Origin of the sequence: Lentisphaera marina, assembly GCF_028745505.1 — a bacterium.
GTDB classification, from domain to species: Bacteria; Verrucomicrobiota; Lentisphaeria; order Lentisphaerales; family Lentisphaeraceae; genus Lentisphaera; species Lentisphaera marina.
In genome coordinates, this window is the sequence record NZ_JAQZZL010000002.1 from 1,783,520 (window position 1) to 1,801,134 (window position 17,615).

Sequence of the window (17,615 nt, forward strand, 5' to 3'; positions counted from 1 at the left end):
CGGTGATTTGGTGATTCGGTGATTTGGTGATTAAAAATGAATGCGCATATTTCTTATTTTGAAAAACTGGATGTTTTGCAAAATGCTAGATCCTTGAACAAAAACATATATGAAGTAACCAAAAATTTCCCTAAAGATGAAACTTATGGACTTACAAACCAAATACGCCGAGCTTCGATAAGTATCTGCTCTAACATTGCTGAAGGCTCAAGTCGACATAGCTCTAAAGACCAAGCTCATTTCACATCGATAACCTATTCATCCGCAATGGAAGTTTTAAATCAACTCATCATTGCCTCTGATTTAAACTACATCACCACAACTCAACTCTCAGAACTACGCAATCAACTCACCCATATTACAAATCAACTGAATAATCTTAGAAAAGCTCAACTGTCTCGACACAACAAATAAGACTCATTTGGATATTTAAAGACATCAATTAAGTAAATACTCGAATCATCAATAATTCTTCTTCTATATATGCAATAGTACCTACTGCATATATACCCACCAATTAACCAAATACTCGAATCAACAATAATTCGTCCTTCGGACTCATATGCCCTATCTATATCTCACACTTTTTACTTTCCTCGGATCACTGATCATCACCTTGATCTGCCGCTATTTCGGCCACAAGTGGAAAATCGTTGATCAGCCCGACAACTATCGCAAAGTCCATAAAAAGCCCATCCCCTTAGTTGGTGGCTACTCGATTTTCATCAGCTCCCTACTGAGTTTTTTATTTGTTCTCTTTTTTCAAAAAGACCTTATAAAAAGCGAAGTGATTGATCCGCAAATGTGGGCTTTATTAGTTGGTGCCATTATTATCCTACTCACTGGTGGCTACGATGACCTGCACGATATTAAACCGCGCCACAAAGCCCTCATGCAAGCCTTTGTCGCCAGCCTGCTGTACATAATGGGCTTCGCCATCAACAAAGTCTCTATCCCTTATATCGGCACCGTTGACTTTACCATGATTTCCTACCCCATGACCCTCTTTTGGTTCATGGGCTGTATGAATGTCATCAACTTACTCGATGGTCTCGACGGCCTCGCGGGTGGAGTCAGTCTCTTTGCCATCATCACCCTCACCGTGAATTCAGCTAATTCCGGCAATACCACTCTACTAATTCTCAACCTCATTGTTTCAGCCACTCTTTTAGCTTTTCTCGTCTTCAATTTTAATCCCGCCTCCATTTTCCTAGGTGATGCGGGCTCCATGCTCCTAGGCTATTATATTGCCACCATCTCACTCATTTCTAGTACCAAGGCAGAGACTGCTCTCACCCTTGCAATCCCCTTCATTGCCATTGGCCTCCCTGTCTTCGATACGATTGTTGCCTTTTTACGCCGCTGGTCACGCCGCGTCCCCATTTCTTCAGCTGATCGCAAACACATCCATCACGTTTTATTGAGTTCTGGTTTAAGTACCAAGTCGGTTGTCCTCATCCTCTATGCGATTTGTATCGTTTTCTCTTCGGTATCCTACTTACTGATCCTCAAGCGCGATGGTACTGCGATGATTTTCCTCTCGATCATCTTATTTGTTGCCTTCCTCTACGCCAAGCGTTATGGCATCATCAACACCGAGCAAATCATCAAGCGCATCAAAGAAGACCGCTTCGAAAACAAACGCTCCTCCTTAGCTCAAGTTGAGCTCGAAAAAGCCCTGCACCAATTCGAAAAAGCCATTTCTCATGAAGAAATCTGGGAATACGCCATCCCCGTTTTCGAAGCCATGCAATTGGATAAAACGATTTTTGAATTCGAAGATCAAGACAAACAACTCATTTGGAAAAAAGATAATTGGGAAACGGGACCCATCACTAATGAGATCATTGATAAGTGGTCACTCTTCCTCAAAGTCTTCAAAGACCACATAGTGTACGGTAAAATCGAAGTCTGGAAAGTTTCGCAAGGCACCCCCGTTCGCGACATTTTCATGCAGCTCAACACCCTGCGCGAAGCCATTGCGATTCATTTTGAAAGAATTGAGAAAGAGCAGGGCTAAAGACTGAGTTAACGCTCGTTCCGAGCTGCGTTGACAGAACAAGTTCCTAAGATTACAGGTTGCAGGTCCTTTAGGGAGAACCTTCGGCTTAGATAGCAACAACTTGCCTGGAGAGCGATCTAAAGTTCCGATAGGGGAAGCAGTTCCTGGAGAACTCTCGTACCGAACTTGGTAGGGCAACACTGTTTCTGAGAGAGTGACAACACCTTGTCTGGCAACGAAGCAAAGCTCTTGAAGAAAATCATTTAACATAATAACTAAAACCATGAAAGACACTGAAAAAACTGACTTCTGCTGGCTGACAACTGACAACTTTCTTAAACCACCCTCCGCGACTTTGCGACTTTGCGTGAACCAAAATTACACCACAGATCCAACTGATAAAACAGATTCAACTCCTATCTACCAGTGAGCACCGCGAACGATCTTTCTTCTTTTAGTTTGCTTGCGAACGATCTTTCTTCTAGAATAATTCGTGGTTAAAATCTTTTGACCCTCAATTAAAAATTCAACATTCATCATTAAAAATTGGCGCCCAGCGCCCTAACTATCAACTACACATGAAAAAAATACTTATCACTGGCGGTGCCGGATTCATTGGCTCAGCCGTTATCCGCCACCTCATCAACAATACTGATCATCAAGTCCTCAACATTGATAAACTAACTTACGCGGGCAATCTAGAATCCTTAGAATCCATTGCCAAAAATGAACGCTATCAATTCCTGCAAGCCGACATCTGTGATCGCAAAGCTATTGATCAAGCTCTCAAAGACTTTCAACCCCATATCATTATGCATTTGGCCGCTGAATCCCATGTCGATCGCTCTATTGATGGTCCCGGCGAATTCATGCAAACCAATATCATTGGTACTTATACCCTACTCGAAGCCGCCCGCGCCTACTGTTCAACTTTACCTCATGAAAGTGAACTTAATGAAATTCAAAATTCAAAATTCAAAATTCAAAATTTGAGCACAGCGACCTTCCGCTTCCACCACATTTCAACGGATGAAGTCTACGGCGATTTAGAAGGTCCCGAAGATCTCTTCCGTGAAGACACCCCCTATGCACCGAGCTCTCCTTACTCAGCTTCAAAAGCTTCGAGTGATCATTTAGTACGCGCCTGGAATCGCACCTATGGACTACCTGTGGTGATCACCAATTGCTCCAATAATTATGGTCCCTACCATTTTCCCGAAAAACTTATCCCCCTCATTATCCTCAATGCTTTAGCCGGCAAAGCCCTTCCCGTTTATGGCGATGGCAAGCAGGTTCGTGATTGGCTCTATGTCGATGATCATGCCCGTGCTCTCGTTAAAGTAGCTACCGAGGGCAAAAATGGTGAGACTTATAATATTGGTGGACATAATGAAAAGCAGAACATCGAAGTGGTTCATACGATCTGCTCCATCCTCGACCACCTCGTCCCGATCTCCTCAAATCCTCAACTATCCACTAATAACCATCAAACTTCCCCTCCTGAGGAACAACTGACTGCCAACTGCCAACTGCCAACTAATGACTGTCAACTTAATTCTTATTCCGACTTAATAACTTTCGTAGCCGATCGCCCAGGTCATGACTTACGTTACGCTATTGATGCCTCCAAAATCCAAACCGATTTGAATTGGACTCCTGAAGAAACTTTTGAATCAGGTATCAAAAAAACGGTGCAGTGGTATTTAGATAACAAGGATTCTTGGTGTAAGAATGTCCTCGATGGATCTTATCAAATGGAGAGATTGGGGCAGGGATAATTTGGTGATTTGGTGATTTGGTGATTTGGTGATTTGGTGATTTGGTGATTTGGTGATTCGGTGATTCGGTGATTTGGTGATTTGGTGATTTGGTGATTTGAAGGGATAAACCACAGATCCAACTAATAAAACAGATTAAACCACGGAAGACTCCGAAAGACACTGAAAAAACTGACTTCTGCTGGCTGACAACTGACAACTTTCTTAAACCACCCTCCGCGACTTTGCGACTTTGCGTGAACCAAAATCACACCACAGATCCAACTGATAAAACAGATTAAACCACGGAAGACTCCGAAAGACACTGAAAAAACTGACTTCTGCTGGCTGACAACTCTCTCATATCTCCAAGCAACTAAATAATCTTAGAAAAACTCAACTTGCTCGACATCAGAAATAATTCGAGGATTTCACCAAAATATTAAATAACCTGTCTCAAAACTTCACTTAACAAGCTATCCAACAAACGCGTAATTCGGTTCTTCGGTTCACCAAATCTACGATTAAACAATTAACTAGCTAACCTTTAACACTTTCTTAACTAAACTAACTTACCACATCCTCAAAACAAAGCTACTGTCTTCCGATTAAGTCAAAAAACAAATCAGAAGTTGCCAAAACTTTTGATGCGGAGCCTGCCTAGCTTTTGCTTCGCAAAAGAATGATGAATTATCAATGCTTAATTTTAAATTTAAGTAAGATGTAGAGAAAACATTATTAAACCACAGATAAAACAGAATAAACCACGGAAGACTCCGAAAGACACTGAAAAAACTGACTTCTGCTGGCTGACAATTTTCTTAAACCACCCTCCGCGACTTTGCGACTTTGCGTGAACCAAAAACACACCACAGATTCAACAGATAAAACAGAATCAACCCCCATCTATCAGTGAGCACAGCGAAAAAGGTAAGTAGTCAGTCGGCAGTTGGCAACCATTAAAAATTGCTCTTCCTCTGCTTTTGACCCTCAATTCAAAATTCAAAATTCAACATTCACAATTAAAAATTGCTCTTCTCAACTCAGCGCGAAGCGCGTTAACTTAGGCCGAAGGCCGTATTCTCAGCGCCTAGCGCCTCAACTCAGAGCATTCTCAAATAAACGATTAACCAAATCTTCAAATCACCAATTAATTCTATGAAAGGCATTGTTCTCGCCGGCGGATCCGGCACCCGACTGCATCCCATCACCATGGGCACTTCTAAGCAACTCTTACCTGTTTACGATAAGCCGATGATTTATTATCCCCTCAGCGTACTTATGTTGGCTGGAATTCGCGATATTTTGATTATCACTACTCCTGAAGACCAAGCCTCTTTTCAACGCTTACTCGGAGATGGCTCACGCTTTGGGATTAATTTAGAGTATAAAGTTCAGCCCTCGCCCGATGGCCTCGCTCAAGCTTTTATTATAGGCGAAGATTTCATTGGCAATGATTCCGTAGCACTCGTTCTGGGAGATAATATTTTCTATGGCCAGGGCTTCACTCCACTTCTGCAGGAAGCGAGACGAGATGCTGAAAAAAATGCCCTTGCCAGCGTCTTTGGCTACAAAGTTAAGGATGCTCGCTCCTTTGGGGTGGTCGAACTAGACGAAAATGATGTCGCTATCAACTTGGAAGAAAAACCTCCTCACCCAAAATCCAACTGGGCCTTGACAGGACTCTATTTTTATGATAATGACGTCGTCGAAATAGCTAAAAACATCAAACCCTCTCATCGTGGCGAATTGGAAATCACTTCCGTCAACCAGACTTACCTGGAGCAAAAGCGCCTCAATGTGCAAAAACTCGGTCGTGGCTTTGCTTGGCTCGACACGGGAACACATGACTCCCTCATTGAGGCTGGTCACTACGTGCAAACCATTGAGAAACGCCAAGGACAAAAAGTTGCCTGCCTCGAAGAAATTGCCTTCTATAACAAGTGGCTAAACGAAACTGAAATCGAAGCTATTTCACAAAAGTTTATAAAAACCACTTACGGCGAATACCTAAAAGATTTGCTGGAGAAATGATATAATCCACGAAAATTCAGATGTCCAAAGTACACACATTGGTGCTAGCACCAATGTGTGGCAATACTGTGTGATTCTACCTGATGCAAATATCGGTGACAACTGCAATATTTGTTCTCACTGCTTCATAGAGAATGAGGTAATCATTGGTGATAATGTAACTATAAAGAATGGAACTAAAATTTGGGACGGCATTACAGTTGAAGACAATGTCTTTATCGGTCCCAATGTGACCTTTACTAATGACCTATATCCTCGCTCCAAAGAATACAAAAATGAATACTTAAAAACTATTATTAAAGAAGGAGCAACGGTTGGCGCTAGTGCAACTATCTTACCAGGCATTACGATTGGTAAAAAAGCAATGATTGGTGCAGGTTCTGTTGTAACTAATGATGTCCCTCCAAATGCAATAGTTGAAGGAGTCCCTGCTCGTATTATTGGCTATGTTGGAACAAAAACACATGAAGTTCATAGTGAGTTAATTGCCAAACATCAAAAACTATCTACAACTGGAACGCAAATTATTAATCTAACAAACATCCCTGATTTAAGAGGGCATCTATGTGTCGGGGAGTTAAATAAAGAACTACCTTTTGTTCCAAAGAGGATATTTTATATTTTTGATGTCCCATCCAGTAAAGTTCGTGGTGCTCACGCTCACAAGGCATGTCACCAAATGCTTATTTGTCTTAAGGGTTCTGTATCTGTTATCACAGACGACGGGAAGGTACAAGAAGAGATAACTCTCAACAAACCTCATCTTGGTTTACTCCTAGAGGCAGGCGTTTGGGGAATTCAATATAAATATAGTCAAGATGCTATTTTACTCGTATTAGCCTCACATGAATATGATGAAAGTGATTATATCCGCGACTATGATGAATACATCCAATACAAATTAAATAAATAATATGAATATTCAGCTAACATCAAAGAATGTGAAATTAAGGTTGATCGTGGAGTCTGATGCTCAATTTATACTAGAGTTAAGGTTAAATGATTCACTAAACCGTTATCTATCTGAGGTGGATGATAACTTAAATAGACAAATTGAATGGATAAAAAATTATAAAATTCGAGAAGCGCTAAAAAAAGAATTTTATTTTATCATAGAAAACAATAGGAATGAATTGATAGGTTCAGTCAGACTATATGACTTTTTGGAAAACTCTTTTAGTTGGGGTAGTTGGATATTAAACAATAAGAAATCTCCTACATCTGCGATTGAAAGTGCTTTACTTGTTTATCAGTTTGGTTTTAACAATCTATCTTTTCAAAAAAGTCATTTTGAAGTAATGAAAGCCAATAAAAATGTCATATCATTTCATGAGAAATGGGGAGCCCACCGTACTGGAGAAAACGAAGAATATTTCTTTTATGAAATTTCTGCTCAAGCTGTAAATAAAGTTCGACAAAAATTTAATAAACTATTATGAAGCAAATACCTTTTTTAGATTACAAAGCTGTCAACGATACTTACGCAGATGAAATGACAGAGGCTGCTCGTAGAGTCATTAACTCAGGCTGGTACGTACTAGGTCCAGAAGTTAGCAATTTTGAAGAGGAATTTGCCGGGTTTTGCGGAACAGATCACTGTATTGGAGTGAGTTCCGGTCTTGAGGCCTTAGTTCTCATTTTAGAATCTTGGAAGCGATTAGGAAAAATTTCTGAAGATGATGAAGTCATTGTCCCAGCCAACACTTACATAGCTTCGATTCTTGCGATTTCACAGGTTGGATTAAATCCTGTTTTAGTTGAGCCCGACTCAAAAACCTACAATATTGATCCAAATGCAGTAAAAAAGGCAATTACTTCAAAAACTAAAGTTATTATGGCCGTTCACCTTTACGGTCAGTGTGCTGACATGGACTCCCTAAATGTCATTGCAAAAGAACATAATTTATTGACTATGGAAGACTCCGCGCAAGCCCATGCAGCAACTTACAAATGGAAGAGAGCTGGAAACCTTTCCGATGCATCCGCCTTTAGTTTCTACCCAGGGAAAAACCTTGGTGCTATTGGAGAAGCCGGTGCGGTAACTACAAATTGTTCTGAACTAGCTGATATGATAAAGCTCTTGAGGAACTACGGCTCAGAAATTAAATACCACAATAAAGAGAAAGGTTATAATAACCGTATTGACGAGCTGCAATGCGCCATGATGAGTGTCAAACTTAAACACTTACAGGAAGATACTGAAAAACGTCAAGAACTTGCTCAACTTTATTTAGAGAATATTACAAATCCAGACATAACTCTTCCAACTGTACCAGACTTTGGAGCGCCCTGCTGGCACCTCTTCGTTATCCTTCATCCACAACGTGATAAACTAGCTGACTATCTAAATGAACAAGGTGTTGCTACTGCTATTCATTATCCGATCCCGCCACATAAGCAAAATGCTTATAGAGAGCTATCAAATTTGGACTTGCCAATTACTGAATATATTCATACAAATTGTTTAAGTTTACCCATTAGCCCCGTTCACACAAAAGAAGAAATTTTATATGTATCAAAAAAAATCAATGAATACTCCTAATTTATTTATACCCGGAGCTGGAAAAAGTGGGACTAGCAGTCTTCATGAATACCTCAATCAGCATCCAGACATATCAATGTCAGCTATAAAAGAGCCTCATTATTTGTCAAATACTGGTTTGTTAGAAAATTTATCAGAAGATTATTTAAATTTATTTAATGACAATAAGTTTCGTGGCGAATCTTCTACCGGTTATATGATCTTTGATAGCTTTAAAGAAAACGTATTAACTCACTGCCCTGAAGCGAAGTTTATCTTCGTTCTTAGAAATCCAATTGACCGCCTTGTATCTCATTATAATTGGAAACACGGTGGCGGTCATGAACCTAAGACTTTCTGGGACGCTATTAATGATGATAAAAACAAAATTCCTATTGCCGGAGTACCAGACAGTCCGATGGGTTATAGGTCATATGTACAATGGGGTTATTATTACAAATGGCTAAAAAGCTTTTATACTTATTTTGACTCCCAAAATATATATATCATTACTACAGAACAACTAAAAGATGAATCACTAAAAACACTTAACCAATGTTTTGATTTTTTAAATGTAGAAAGAATAGATCTTGACTTTACACAGAAACACAATATATCGAAAGTTGTTACCCGACCTAAACTAAAATCATTTATACAAAAATGTCGTATCCCATTTACCGAATATGTCCCATATTCTTTAAAATCCCCTTTACAAAAGTTTAAAAAAGTTGCCTTATCAAACTGTGAGTCCACTGATAAAAAGTTACAATTTAGCTTATCAAAACAAGGACGAATAGAAGTAAAGAATATCTATTTAAATGATGTAAATGAACTCAAAAACCTTACTGGCTTGAGTTTTAAAGAATGGAAAGATTTTAGTTAGATTTTTAATCACAATGTCTAACAAAACTTATTCCCAAATTCTAAAAAGCACATCCATCATTGGAGGTGCTCAAGGGATAAATATGCTCATCGCCATGATTCGAGTGAAGTTTGTCTCGGTTTTAATTGGACCTGCAGGCTATGGTATTTTAGCAAACTTTCAAGCAATATTAGGTGTTGCAAAAACGCTCTCTGGCTTGGGTTTAAATGGCAGTGCAGTACGCGATGTAGCAGAGGCTAATGGTAAGGGTGACCAAGAACATATAGCTCGAGTCGTAGCCGCCTTAAAAAAAACCTGTTGGCTTAGTGGTTTCTTTGGGGCTTTATTAATGGTAGCTCTTGCTTATCCTTTAAGCCAATGGAGTTTTAATACGCATGATTACACTTTGTCTATTATCGCACTATCTCTAGTTATTTTCTTTGGTAATATCCAAGCTGGTCGAATGGTGATAGTACAAGGATTTAGGCGGATTAAAGACCTCGCCATCCTCAATATTTTGGGGACTTTCGTTGGGTCCATTATTGCTGTTGCCTTTTATTATTTCATGGGTATTGATGGTATCTTGCCCACTCTCATTATCATGGCTTTTATTTCTTTACTTTTATCTTATTATTTTTCTAAAAAAATATCCATAAGAGAAATAAAACTCACTTGGCGTGAAACTTTCACCATTGCTAAACCCATGCTAAAAATGGGTCTTGCCATGATGTGGAGTGGCCTATTAGCCGCTGTAAGTGCCTATATTATTAGATTAATAATTACTCGTGAATTAGGCTTAGAAGCTGTCGGTATCTATTCTGCTGCATTTGCACTGTCTGGTTACATAGTGAACTTCATTCTTAGTGCTATGGGAGCTGATTATTACCCTCGCTTGACTGAAGTTAATGAGGACCACTCTCGCATGTGCGAATTAGTTGATCAGCAAACAGAAATCGGCCTTTTACTTGCCACTCCTTTCATTATGTTTGGAATTTCTTTAGCACCTCTTTTAATTAAGATTTTCTATACCTCTCAATTTGCTGAAGCCGCAAGTCTTCTACAATGGTTTCTTCTCGGGTGTTTGGGGAGAGTCATTATTTGGCCAATGGGAATTACTGTGTTGGCTAAAGGAAAAAGTAAACTATTTACTTGTTTACAAACTTATATTCACATTATTCACTTAATTATGCTTTTAAATCTGCTTCCCTCTGTAGGCTTAATAGCGACAGCAATTTCTTTTGCCTTACTTTATTTAATTCACTTCTTTGTAATTAAATTTCATGTAAAAAAACTCATCACTTATTCTTGGTCATTAAAACTAAAAAAACTTATCTTATCTTTATCTATATCTTGCTTATCATTAGTTTTACTACATACTTTTATCATAAATATAATTGCTAGTATATCTGGAACTATAATTTCACTTTTAATAACGATATTCTGCCTAAAACGACTTTGTAACCTTTTAGGAGCAGAGCATAAAGTTAGTATTTTATGTTCAAAACTTAAAATATCTTAGAATATGAGTAAACCATTAATTACTTTTGCAATATTAACATATAACCAAGAAGAATATGTTAAAGAAGCCGTACAAGGAGCATTAAATCAAGATTATGATAATCTTGAAATTATCATATCTGATGATTCTTCCACTGATGATACGTTCAGAATTATTTCAGATCAAATAAAAAAATATAATGGCCCTCATGAAGTTATAATAAATCGCAATGATAAGAATCTAGGTTTAACACCACATATCAATAAAGTAATTTACGACTTAGCCAAAGGTAAATATTTAATTCTTGCGGCAGGTGATGACATAGCCTTTAATTCACGTGCTGGCAGAAGCTGGGAAATTCTTAAAAGTAACCCTAATACTACATTACTAGCATTTGAAGCTGAAAACATTGGCACAAAAAATGAAAAATTAGAAACACTTCCTACATCAACAAATATTAAAACTATTGAGTTGAAAGATTATATTTCGAGTACTGAATTCCATTTGCATGGAGCTACGCGAATTATAAAAAGATCCAGTATCACACAATTCCCTCCGTTAAATGATGATTGCCCAACGGAAGATTCGACGCTATTATTGAGGTGTTTACTTTTAGGTTCTTGTATTCATAGTCAAGAAAAAATCATTTCTTACCGTATACATCCTGAGAGTCTTTCCTCTCCCAAGAATATTAAGCAACTTTCTATCTATAAAATACATGCGCAATATCAAACTGATATACAGTACGCTTATGAGGTCAAGCTTATTGACTATACAACAAAAAGGAAGTTAGAAAATTATTTTAATAGAAAGCTTCAGCGACACTTAATTTTTAGTAATATACGAGAAAACAAAATAAAATTTAGTTTTAAATTATTATTATGTACTTATTTCTCAGTAAGAGAAAAATTATCAATTTTAAAAAAGACATTTTTAACGTCTTAAAAGCAAATAATTGTTCACATGAAAAATCACCTTAAACGTATGGCTAAAAAAGTCGTCTATAAAAATCAACTACATCTTTTTTGGAGTAAATCATCTGTAGGAAACTGGGGAGACGACCTCAACCCAATATTGTGTGAATTAATTTCTGGCAAAAAGTGCCGTTATGCTTCTGGGGAACAATCTAATAAGTTCATGGCTATTGGGAGTATATTATCTCATGCAGATAATAGAACTGAGGTTTGGGGTAGTGGCTTTATTTCCTCCTGCGCTAAATACATATCTCGTCCTCAAAAAGTACACGCCGTTCGAGGTCCATTAACACGCAAACGATTAATTGAATTAGGTTATTCTGATGTACCAGAAATATATGGGGACCCGGCTTTATTACTTGCAAAGTTTGCCCCAGATCCACCTAAGAAAAAATATAAACTTGGAATCATCCCTCACTACGCGGATAAAAGGCATCCATTAATCGAAAAGTACAAGGGAGATTCGGCATGTAAAGTCATTGATGTATCACTGCCAATCTGGGATTTTTTATCAACTTTAAGAGAATGTGATAGTATTATTTCTAGCTCACTACATGGTTTGATTTGTGCTGACACTTTTAAAATACCGAATGCATGGGTAGAATTTTCTAATAAGGTGACTGGAAATGGATTCAAATTTTCTGATTATTTTTTAAGCACCTCTAGACCCGTAGTTAAACCAATTAACTTAGTAGACAACTACGTAGCATATTATCCGCAAGATTCAGAATTGAACTATAAGATAAATATTGATTTAAAGAGACTAATACAAAGCTGTCCTTTTGCTAAGTCATAACAAAAGACATATACACCTAAATTCAAAGTACAAATACAATGAAGAAACTCATGAAAAATGGCTAAAACCATTCCCTCCCTCGCCTTCATTCAAAAGCAATTTAAAGCTATGTTTGAATCCTACATTCATCGAGAATTAAAGATTTTAATATATAATTACTGTATGGTTATATATTTCATTGATACAATGAAAATTTAATAAAATGATCCTCTTTATTTACAAATGAAAACTATTTATATTCATATTGGCCCGCCTAAAACTGGATCGACTTCAATACAGGATAGCATCTTTTATTCCAACAAAGAATTAGATTTTTTATATCCTGAAACCGGGCGAATCAATTTCACCCAGAAAATAGAATGGATTAATCATGAAGGTCTATATCGGATTGAAAAAGTAGCGACAAATCAGCACTATACTATATGGCTTGCACTGATGGGTTTTTTAATTACACCAAAACCGGATGACATTATATCCACTCTTGTAAAAGAAATTGAAAAAACTGAACATAATAAAATTTTATTAAGCTGCGAATCATTTTGGTATTTAAACAACGAACAAATCGAAGGCTTTTTAAGCTTATTTAAAAGCTATAAAATTAAAATCATCTATTATGAACGTGAGTTATCTAGTCAAATACCAAGTACATATATACAAACAATTAAATACGGCTACAAAAAAACTTTTAAAGAATACTATCTTGAAAATTTAGATTATTTCTTATCTCTAAGTAACCAAGTAAGAAAATGGGAATCAACGAAATATTTTAGTACAATAGTAACTTTAAACTTTGATGAGTCAGTAGGTAATAATTCATTGGTGAATGATTTTCACCAAGCGATTGGTTCACAATCTACTAATTCATCTACAAAAACTGCAAATCCACGCCTGCCTAATCATATTAGCCAAATTATTTTGTTCTTAAATAATCTTAATACTAAATTCTCATCCCCGGTTATACTGAGAATCATTTCGTATATACGAAATAAAATTGTTTGGAGTCATAAAACTCAAAAACTCTTAAAACCACTCTCTTATTTAATAACTACGCCCATCATATCAAATAGTGATCGATGTGAATTAAAGCACCTCATAAAATCTAAAACAATCAAGTGAAAATAATACATCTTACACTTGGCAAGGAAGAATCGGAAGGGGGGATTAACTCTGTGATCCATTCTTTAAATCAAGAGATAAGTGGGTGTTCTGGAGCATGGATCAATCCTAAGACAAAAATAGACGTATTAAAAAATCGTGTCATCAATAAACTTAATCGTTCAATTAGTCTTCCAAATTTTCCTTTTCGTATCCCACAATTAACATCATTAAAATATGAACTGCGTGGCAATGAAAAATTGATTTTACATATTCACAAACCTCAATTATGGGAAATAGGCTTAAAACTCGGGAATAAGCTAAATGCTAAAGTTATTTTACATGCCCATGTCATTGACGGTTTTACTGGAGGTTGTGTACTTGAACAATACTGCCCAAACTTATCAAATGCATGTGAATCTTGCCCTATTCTAAAAAAAGGTTTTAAGTTTTTAGCCAGTAGTGGATACAAATTCAGACAATCGTTATTACAGAAATTTAAACCACACATCATTGCCAATAGCCACGCTACATATACTGCGATAAAAAGATCTAAAATTACTGCGCAACTATGTAACATATCAATTATAGAACCAAGTGTAAACGACAAAGAATTTTACCCTTTGAATGTAGATTTTAAGCTCAAAACAATAGGCTTTGTCGCTTATTCAATAGAAGATAAAAACAAAAACTTTGATGACTTTTATCTGGCATTTCTAGATCTTAATAATCATCAAGATGTAAAAGCTCTTGTTGCTGGAAATGTTACAGAAGAATCAAAGCTCAAATATTCGCATCCGAACTTAAGCTTTTTGGGTCCACAAGATAAAGAAGATTTATGTAATTTTTATAATCAAATAAACACTCTTGTTATTACATCTTTGTCAGAATCTTTTGGTTTGACATCGGTTGAAGCACAATATTGTGGCACTCCAGTAGTAAGCTATAGAAATGGAGGCGTTCCAGAAACTATTCTTGAAAATGTAACTGGCCTGATTAGTCAAACTAATTCACCCGAATCGCTAGTACACGCTATTAAAAAAAGTTGGCCACTTAAGTTCACCAATGAATATCAAATCAAAAATCACCTTAATAAATATTCTTCAAAAACGATTAACAAAAAATATTTAAAACTCTACGAGGACTTAATTTGTTAACAAAAGACAAACTACCTTTTTTAAACTCTATCCACTATTTACGTGGTTTAGCTGCATTAATCGTAGTTCTAGAGCACGCTGTAGGTAAAAGCGAATTTGAAAGGTTCAATTACTATTTTGGGTGGCTAGACCACCTGGGTATTTACGGGGTTGTGGTTTTTTTTCTAATTTCAGGCTTTGTCTTGCCTTATTCTTTATACAAAGCTGATTATCAAATAAAAGATTTTAAAACGTTTTTTTACCGTCGACTCATTAGGATAGAACCCACTTATATTGCGTCTATTGTGTTTAACTGTATCATTGTGATGCTTATAACGCGCTTGGCAACAAACGCGCCTCCTTGGTCTCCCGACACTTCACAAATACTTCTTCATTTAGGTTACCTTATCCCATTCAGTAACTATGAATGGATTCAGGGGGTCTACTGGACTCTTGCAATAGAATTTCAATTCTATGTATTAATCGGTCTACTATTTCCTTTGATTACAGCACTTAAAACTAATTTAGCTAGTAAACTTCTTTTAGTTAACTGTTTTTCCATTCTAGTTTTATTTTCAGGAATAATTCCTAGTTTACAAATTTTAAAGTACTCAGGTTTTTTTAGTTTAGGTTTAGTCGTATTCATCTTATTTATTCATCAAAAAAGTAAGCAATACAATATTATAAGTATTTTTTTGAGTGGCCTTTTTTACCTAATTTTAAGTAAATCAGTTGATGTTAACTTTGTCGCACCATTACATAGTCTATTAATAAGCAGTATGTTCGCCGCGTTACTCATATTACAGTGGTCTCCAAAAATACATAATTTCAACAGATTCATATTATTTCTAGGTTCAATATCTTTTTCGTGGTATGTTACCCACCAAGCCTTAACGGCATTAATGGAACCTGCTGCTAGATTCATTAAAAATACACTTCCACAATTTAATATGATTATTAACTTCATTCCCCCTCTGACTATAGTTTTTTCAATTGCTGTTGCTTATCTATTCTACAAATATGTAGAAATACCGTCGTTAAAATGGTCAAAGAAAATTAAAGAAACGCGCTAATGATATCTGTGTATCGACAGTTAGATTTTTTTCGAGGTCAATACTTAAAAAAACACCTTATTAATCGAGGTCGACTCAAAAATAAACTGAGTCAACATTTTGCTAAAAAAATTAAGGCGGACTTAAACAAGCTATACAATCAAAAATTAAAACTCCCAGCTAATCGACAAGTAAGCGGCATCCCTGTGTCACTAACTTCATGGGCTCCACGTGTAAATAGTCTTCCTTTAACTCTACTTTCAATTTTACATCAAAGTATAATACCAAAAAATATTTATGTATGGATTAGCCACGAAGACCGGAACAACTTTAGTGATTTTGCAAAGTTATTTAAACCCTACGGAGTTATATTTCAATATGTGGAAAATTTGGGACCTCATAAAAAATGGTACCCAATGATTAAAGAAACAGATCATCAATCATTTGTCATATGTGATGATGATACCTTTTACCCCCGAACTTGGTTTGCAAATTTGATCGACCCTATAAAAGAATCTCCCGTCAATGAAGTAATTGCCCACCGTTGCCATCGTATGATTCTTAAAAACAATAAACTTTTACCCTATAATAGTTGGGAACAAAATTTAACTGGTTCAAACTCCTCTGCAAAGGACTTATTCCCTACAGGTTGTGGCGGCGTTTATATTCCTCGTGAAATTTTCTCTGAAGATTTTATTAATCTAGAACTCATTTTAAAGCTATGCCCAAGGGCGGATGATATATGGCTTAAGTTTGCAGCACTATATGCAGGAATAAAAACTCGAAAAACAGCTTATGACTTCATTCCAATCGAAGAAGTTTCTACAGAGGTATCATCTCTAATGAATAGTAACATTTTAGAAAATGAAAACGACAAGCAATTAAAAGAGCTTGTAAATCATTTTGAAACTCCCTTAGCGGAATTATTACAAATAAATTAAAACTGAATTCACATGTCTACAAAAACAAATCCACATATTGGCATAATTACCATCGCATGTGGCAAAGAAAAATATTATAAACAAGCTTTAAATCTTGCTATATCAATAAAGGTAAACATGCCATCACTACCTATCTCTCTCATTACTGACCGAGAAGAAATAGATGATAAATACTTCGACAATAAAATAGCTATCAACTCAAGCTATGGTATTGGAGTTGTTCAAAAAATATTTATTGATGAATATACCCCTTATGAAGAAACACTTTTTCTAGATTCTGATTGTATTGTATGTAAGGATTTTTCAGAACAACTTGAAAATATTAGAGGATTTGATTTTTCACCAGTCTGCTCTACCTATTTAACTAAAAATCAATCGGATGATTATATTGATAATTTAGAGATGACACTCTCTAAATTAAACAGTAACACTCTCCCCAAATTCAATGGCGGATTGTACTATTTCAAGAAAAAATCAACTTTAAGTAAAAAGGTATTTAAAATCGCTAAAGAATTTCTTGTTAATTATAAATCTTACGGTGTTAAAAACTTTGATGCTGCTGGCCCTAACGAAGAAACTATTTTCAGTCTTAGTTTAGCTCAACTTGGGATAAATAAACTTTATGATGATAAAGGCTTTTTCATGCAGACTACTAATAATATCAAAGACTTTTCTATAAGCCCTATCGATGGAAACTGTTCATTCATTAAAAATGGCATTCACGTTCAGCCAGCAATTTGCCACTTCATACGATCTAATACATATAATCATCATTACCTTAGGTGTGAATTAATTCTTAAAAAGCATGTCGGTGAACTCAATAGTATTGTCAAATTACTAACGTCTTATACAAACTATATTAGGTACACTTCTATTTACCTTCTAAAAAAATTATATTTTATACTACTTCATAAACATCGAAGCAATAATTAATGCTTTTCAAATAA

The 17,615-nt window shown here is 36.2% G+C and carries 16 protein-coding genes; all 16 read left to right on the forward strand.

The genetic code is table 11. The annotated features are described in order from the left end of the window. Positions 1-36 precede the first annotated feature (36 nt). The 16 genes from PQO01_RS18200 to PQO01_RS18275 all read left to right on the forward strand — a co-directional run bounded on the left by PQO01_RS18200 (position 37) and on the right by PQO01_RS18275 (position 17,601). Positions 37-414 carry a four helix bundle protein gene (locus tag PQO01_RS18200; protein ID WP_274315617.1) on the forward strand — a complete coding sequence of 126 codons (378 nt, stop codon included), beginning with the start codon at positions 37-39 and terminating at the stop codon, positions 412-414. A 148-nt stretch (positions 415-562) separates the two neighbouring features. Further along, positions 563-2,020 (forward strand): glycosyltransferase family 4 protein, encoded by a 1,458-nt coding sequence (locus PQO01_RS18205; RefSeq protein WP_274315618.1) that lies wholly within the window; start codon positions 563-565, stop codon positions 2,018-2,020. Between the two features lie 560 nt (positions 2,021-2,580). Further along, positions 2,581-3,780 (forward strand): dTDP-glucose 4,6-dehydratase, encoded by a 1,200-nt coding sequence (gene rfbB, locus PQO01_RS18210; protein WP_274315619.1) that lies wholly within the window; start codon positions 2,581-2,583, stop codon positions 3,778-3,780. Between the two features lie 1,137 nt (positions 3,781-4,917). After that, positions 4,918-5,793 carry a glucose-1-phosphate thymidylyltransferase RfbA gene (gene rfbA, locus PQO01_RS18215; RefSeq protein ID WP_274315621.1) on the forward strand — a complete coding sequence of 292 codons (876 nt, stop codon included), beginning with the start codon at positions 4,918-4,920 and terminating at the stop codon, positions 5,791-5,793. A gap of 70 nt (positions 5,794-5,863) precedes the next feature. Beyond that, a complete protein-coding gene (locus PQO01_RS18220) occupies positions 5,864-6,706 on the forward strand; it encodes a WxcM-like domain-containing protein (protein ID WP_420792923.1) in 843 nt (280 codons plus the stop codon). A 1-nt stretch (position 6,707) separates the two neighbouring features. Beyond that, complete coding sequence (locus tag PQO01_RS18225; protein WP_274315622.1) at positions 6,708-7,232, forward strand: GNAT family N-acetyltransferase; 525 nt, start codon at positions 6,708-6,710, stop codon at positions 7,230-7,232. Continuing rightward, the gene (locus PQO01_RS18230) at positions 7,229-8,335 is read left to right on the forward strand and encodes a DegT/DnrJ/EryC1/StrS family aminotransferase (RefSeq protein WP_274315624.1); all 1,107 of its coding nucleotides are present in this window, start codon (positions 7,229-7,231) and stop codon (positions 8,333-8,335) included. Before PQO01_RS18225 ends, PQO01_RS18230 begins: the two co-directional genes overlap by 4 nt. Continuing rightward, a complete protein-coding gene (locus PQO01_RS18235) occupies positions 8,304-9,197 on the forward strand; it encodes a sulfotransferase domain-containing protein (RefSeq protein WP_274315625.1) in 894 nt (297 codons plus the stop codon). The genes PQO01_RS18230 and PQO01_RS18235 overlap by 32 nt, the downstream gene beginning before the upstream one ends. A gap of 13 nt (positions 9,198-9,210) precedes the next feature. Then, positions 9,211-10,695, forward strand: a complete 1,485-nt coding sequence (locus PQO01_RS18240) for an O-antigen translocase (protein WP_274315626.1) — start codon at positions 9,211-9,213, stop codon at positions 10,693-10,695. 3 nt (positions 10,696-10,698) lie between these two features. Continuing rightward, positions 10,699-11,619 carry a glycosyltransferase family A protein gene (locus PQO01_RS18245; RefSeq protein WP_274315627.1) on the forward strand — a complete coding sequence of 307 codons (921 nt, stop codon included), beginning with the start codon at positions 10,699-10,701 and terminating at the stop codon, positions 11,617-11,619. Positions 11,620-11,637: 18 nt separating this feature from the next. Continuing rightward, on the forward strand, positions 11,638-12,444 hold the full coding sequence (locus PQO01_RS18250) for a polysaccharide pyruvyl transferase family protein (protein WP_274315628.1): 807 nt from the start codon (positions 11,638-11,640) through the stop codon (positions 12,442-12,444). A gap of 222 nt (positions 12,445-12,666) precedes the next feature. Beyond that, on the forward strand, positions 12,667-13,560 hold the full coding sequence (locus PQO01_RS18255; protein WP_274315630.1) for a hypothetical protein: 894 nt from the start codon (positions 12,667-12,669) through the stop codon (positions 13,558-13,560). Next, positions 13,557-14,696, forward strand: coding sequence for a glycosyltransferase (locus tag PQO01_RS18260; protein WP_274315631.1), 1,140 nt, complete (start codon positions 13,557-13,559; stop codon positions 14,694-14,696). The genes PQO01_RS18255 and PQO01_RS18260 overlap by 4 nt, the downstream gene beginning before the upstream one ends. Further along, positions 14,690-15,748 carry an acyltransferase family protein gene (locus tag PQO01_RS18265; RefSeq protein ID WP_274315633.1) on the forward strand — a complete coding sequence of 353 codons (1,059 nt, stop codon included), beginning with the start codon at positions 14,690-14,692 and terminating at the stop codon, positions 15,746-15,748. Before PQO01_RS18260 ends, PQO01_RS18265 begins: the two co-directional genes overlap by 7 nt. Before the next feature lie 395 nt (positions 15,749-16,143). After that, complete coding sequence (locus PQO01_RS18270) at positions 16,144-16,668, forward strand: hypothetical protein (protein ID WP_274315634.1); 525 nt, start codon at positions 16,144-16,146, stop codon at positions 16,666-16,668. A 12-nt stretch (positions 16,669-16,680) separates the two neighbouring features. Continuing rightward, entirely contained in the window at positions 16,681-17,601 is a 921-nt protein-coding gene (locus PQO01_RS18275) for a hypothetical protein (RefSeq protein ID WP_274315635.1), read from the forward strand. Positions 17,602-17,615: the final 14 nt, after the last annotated feature.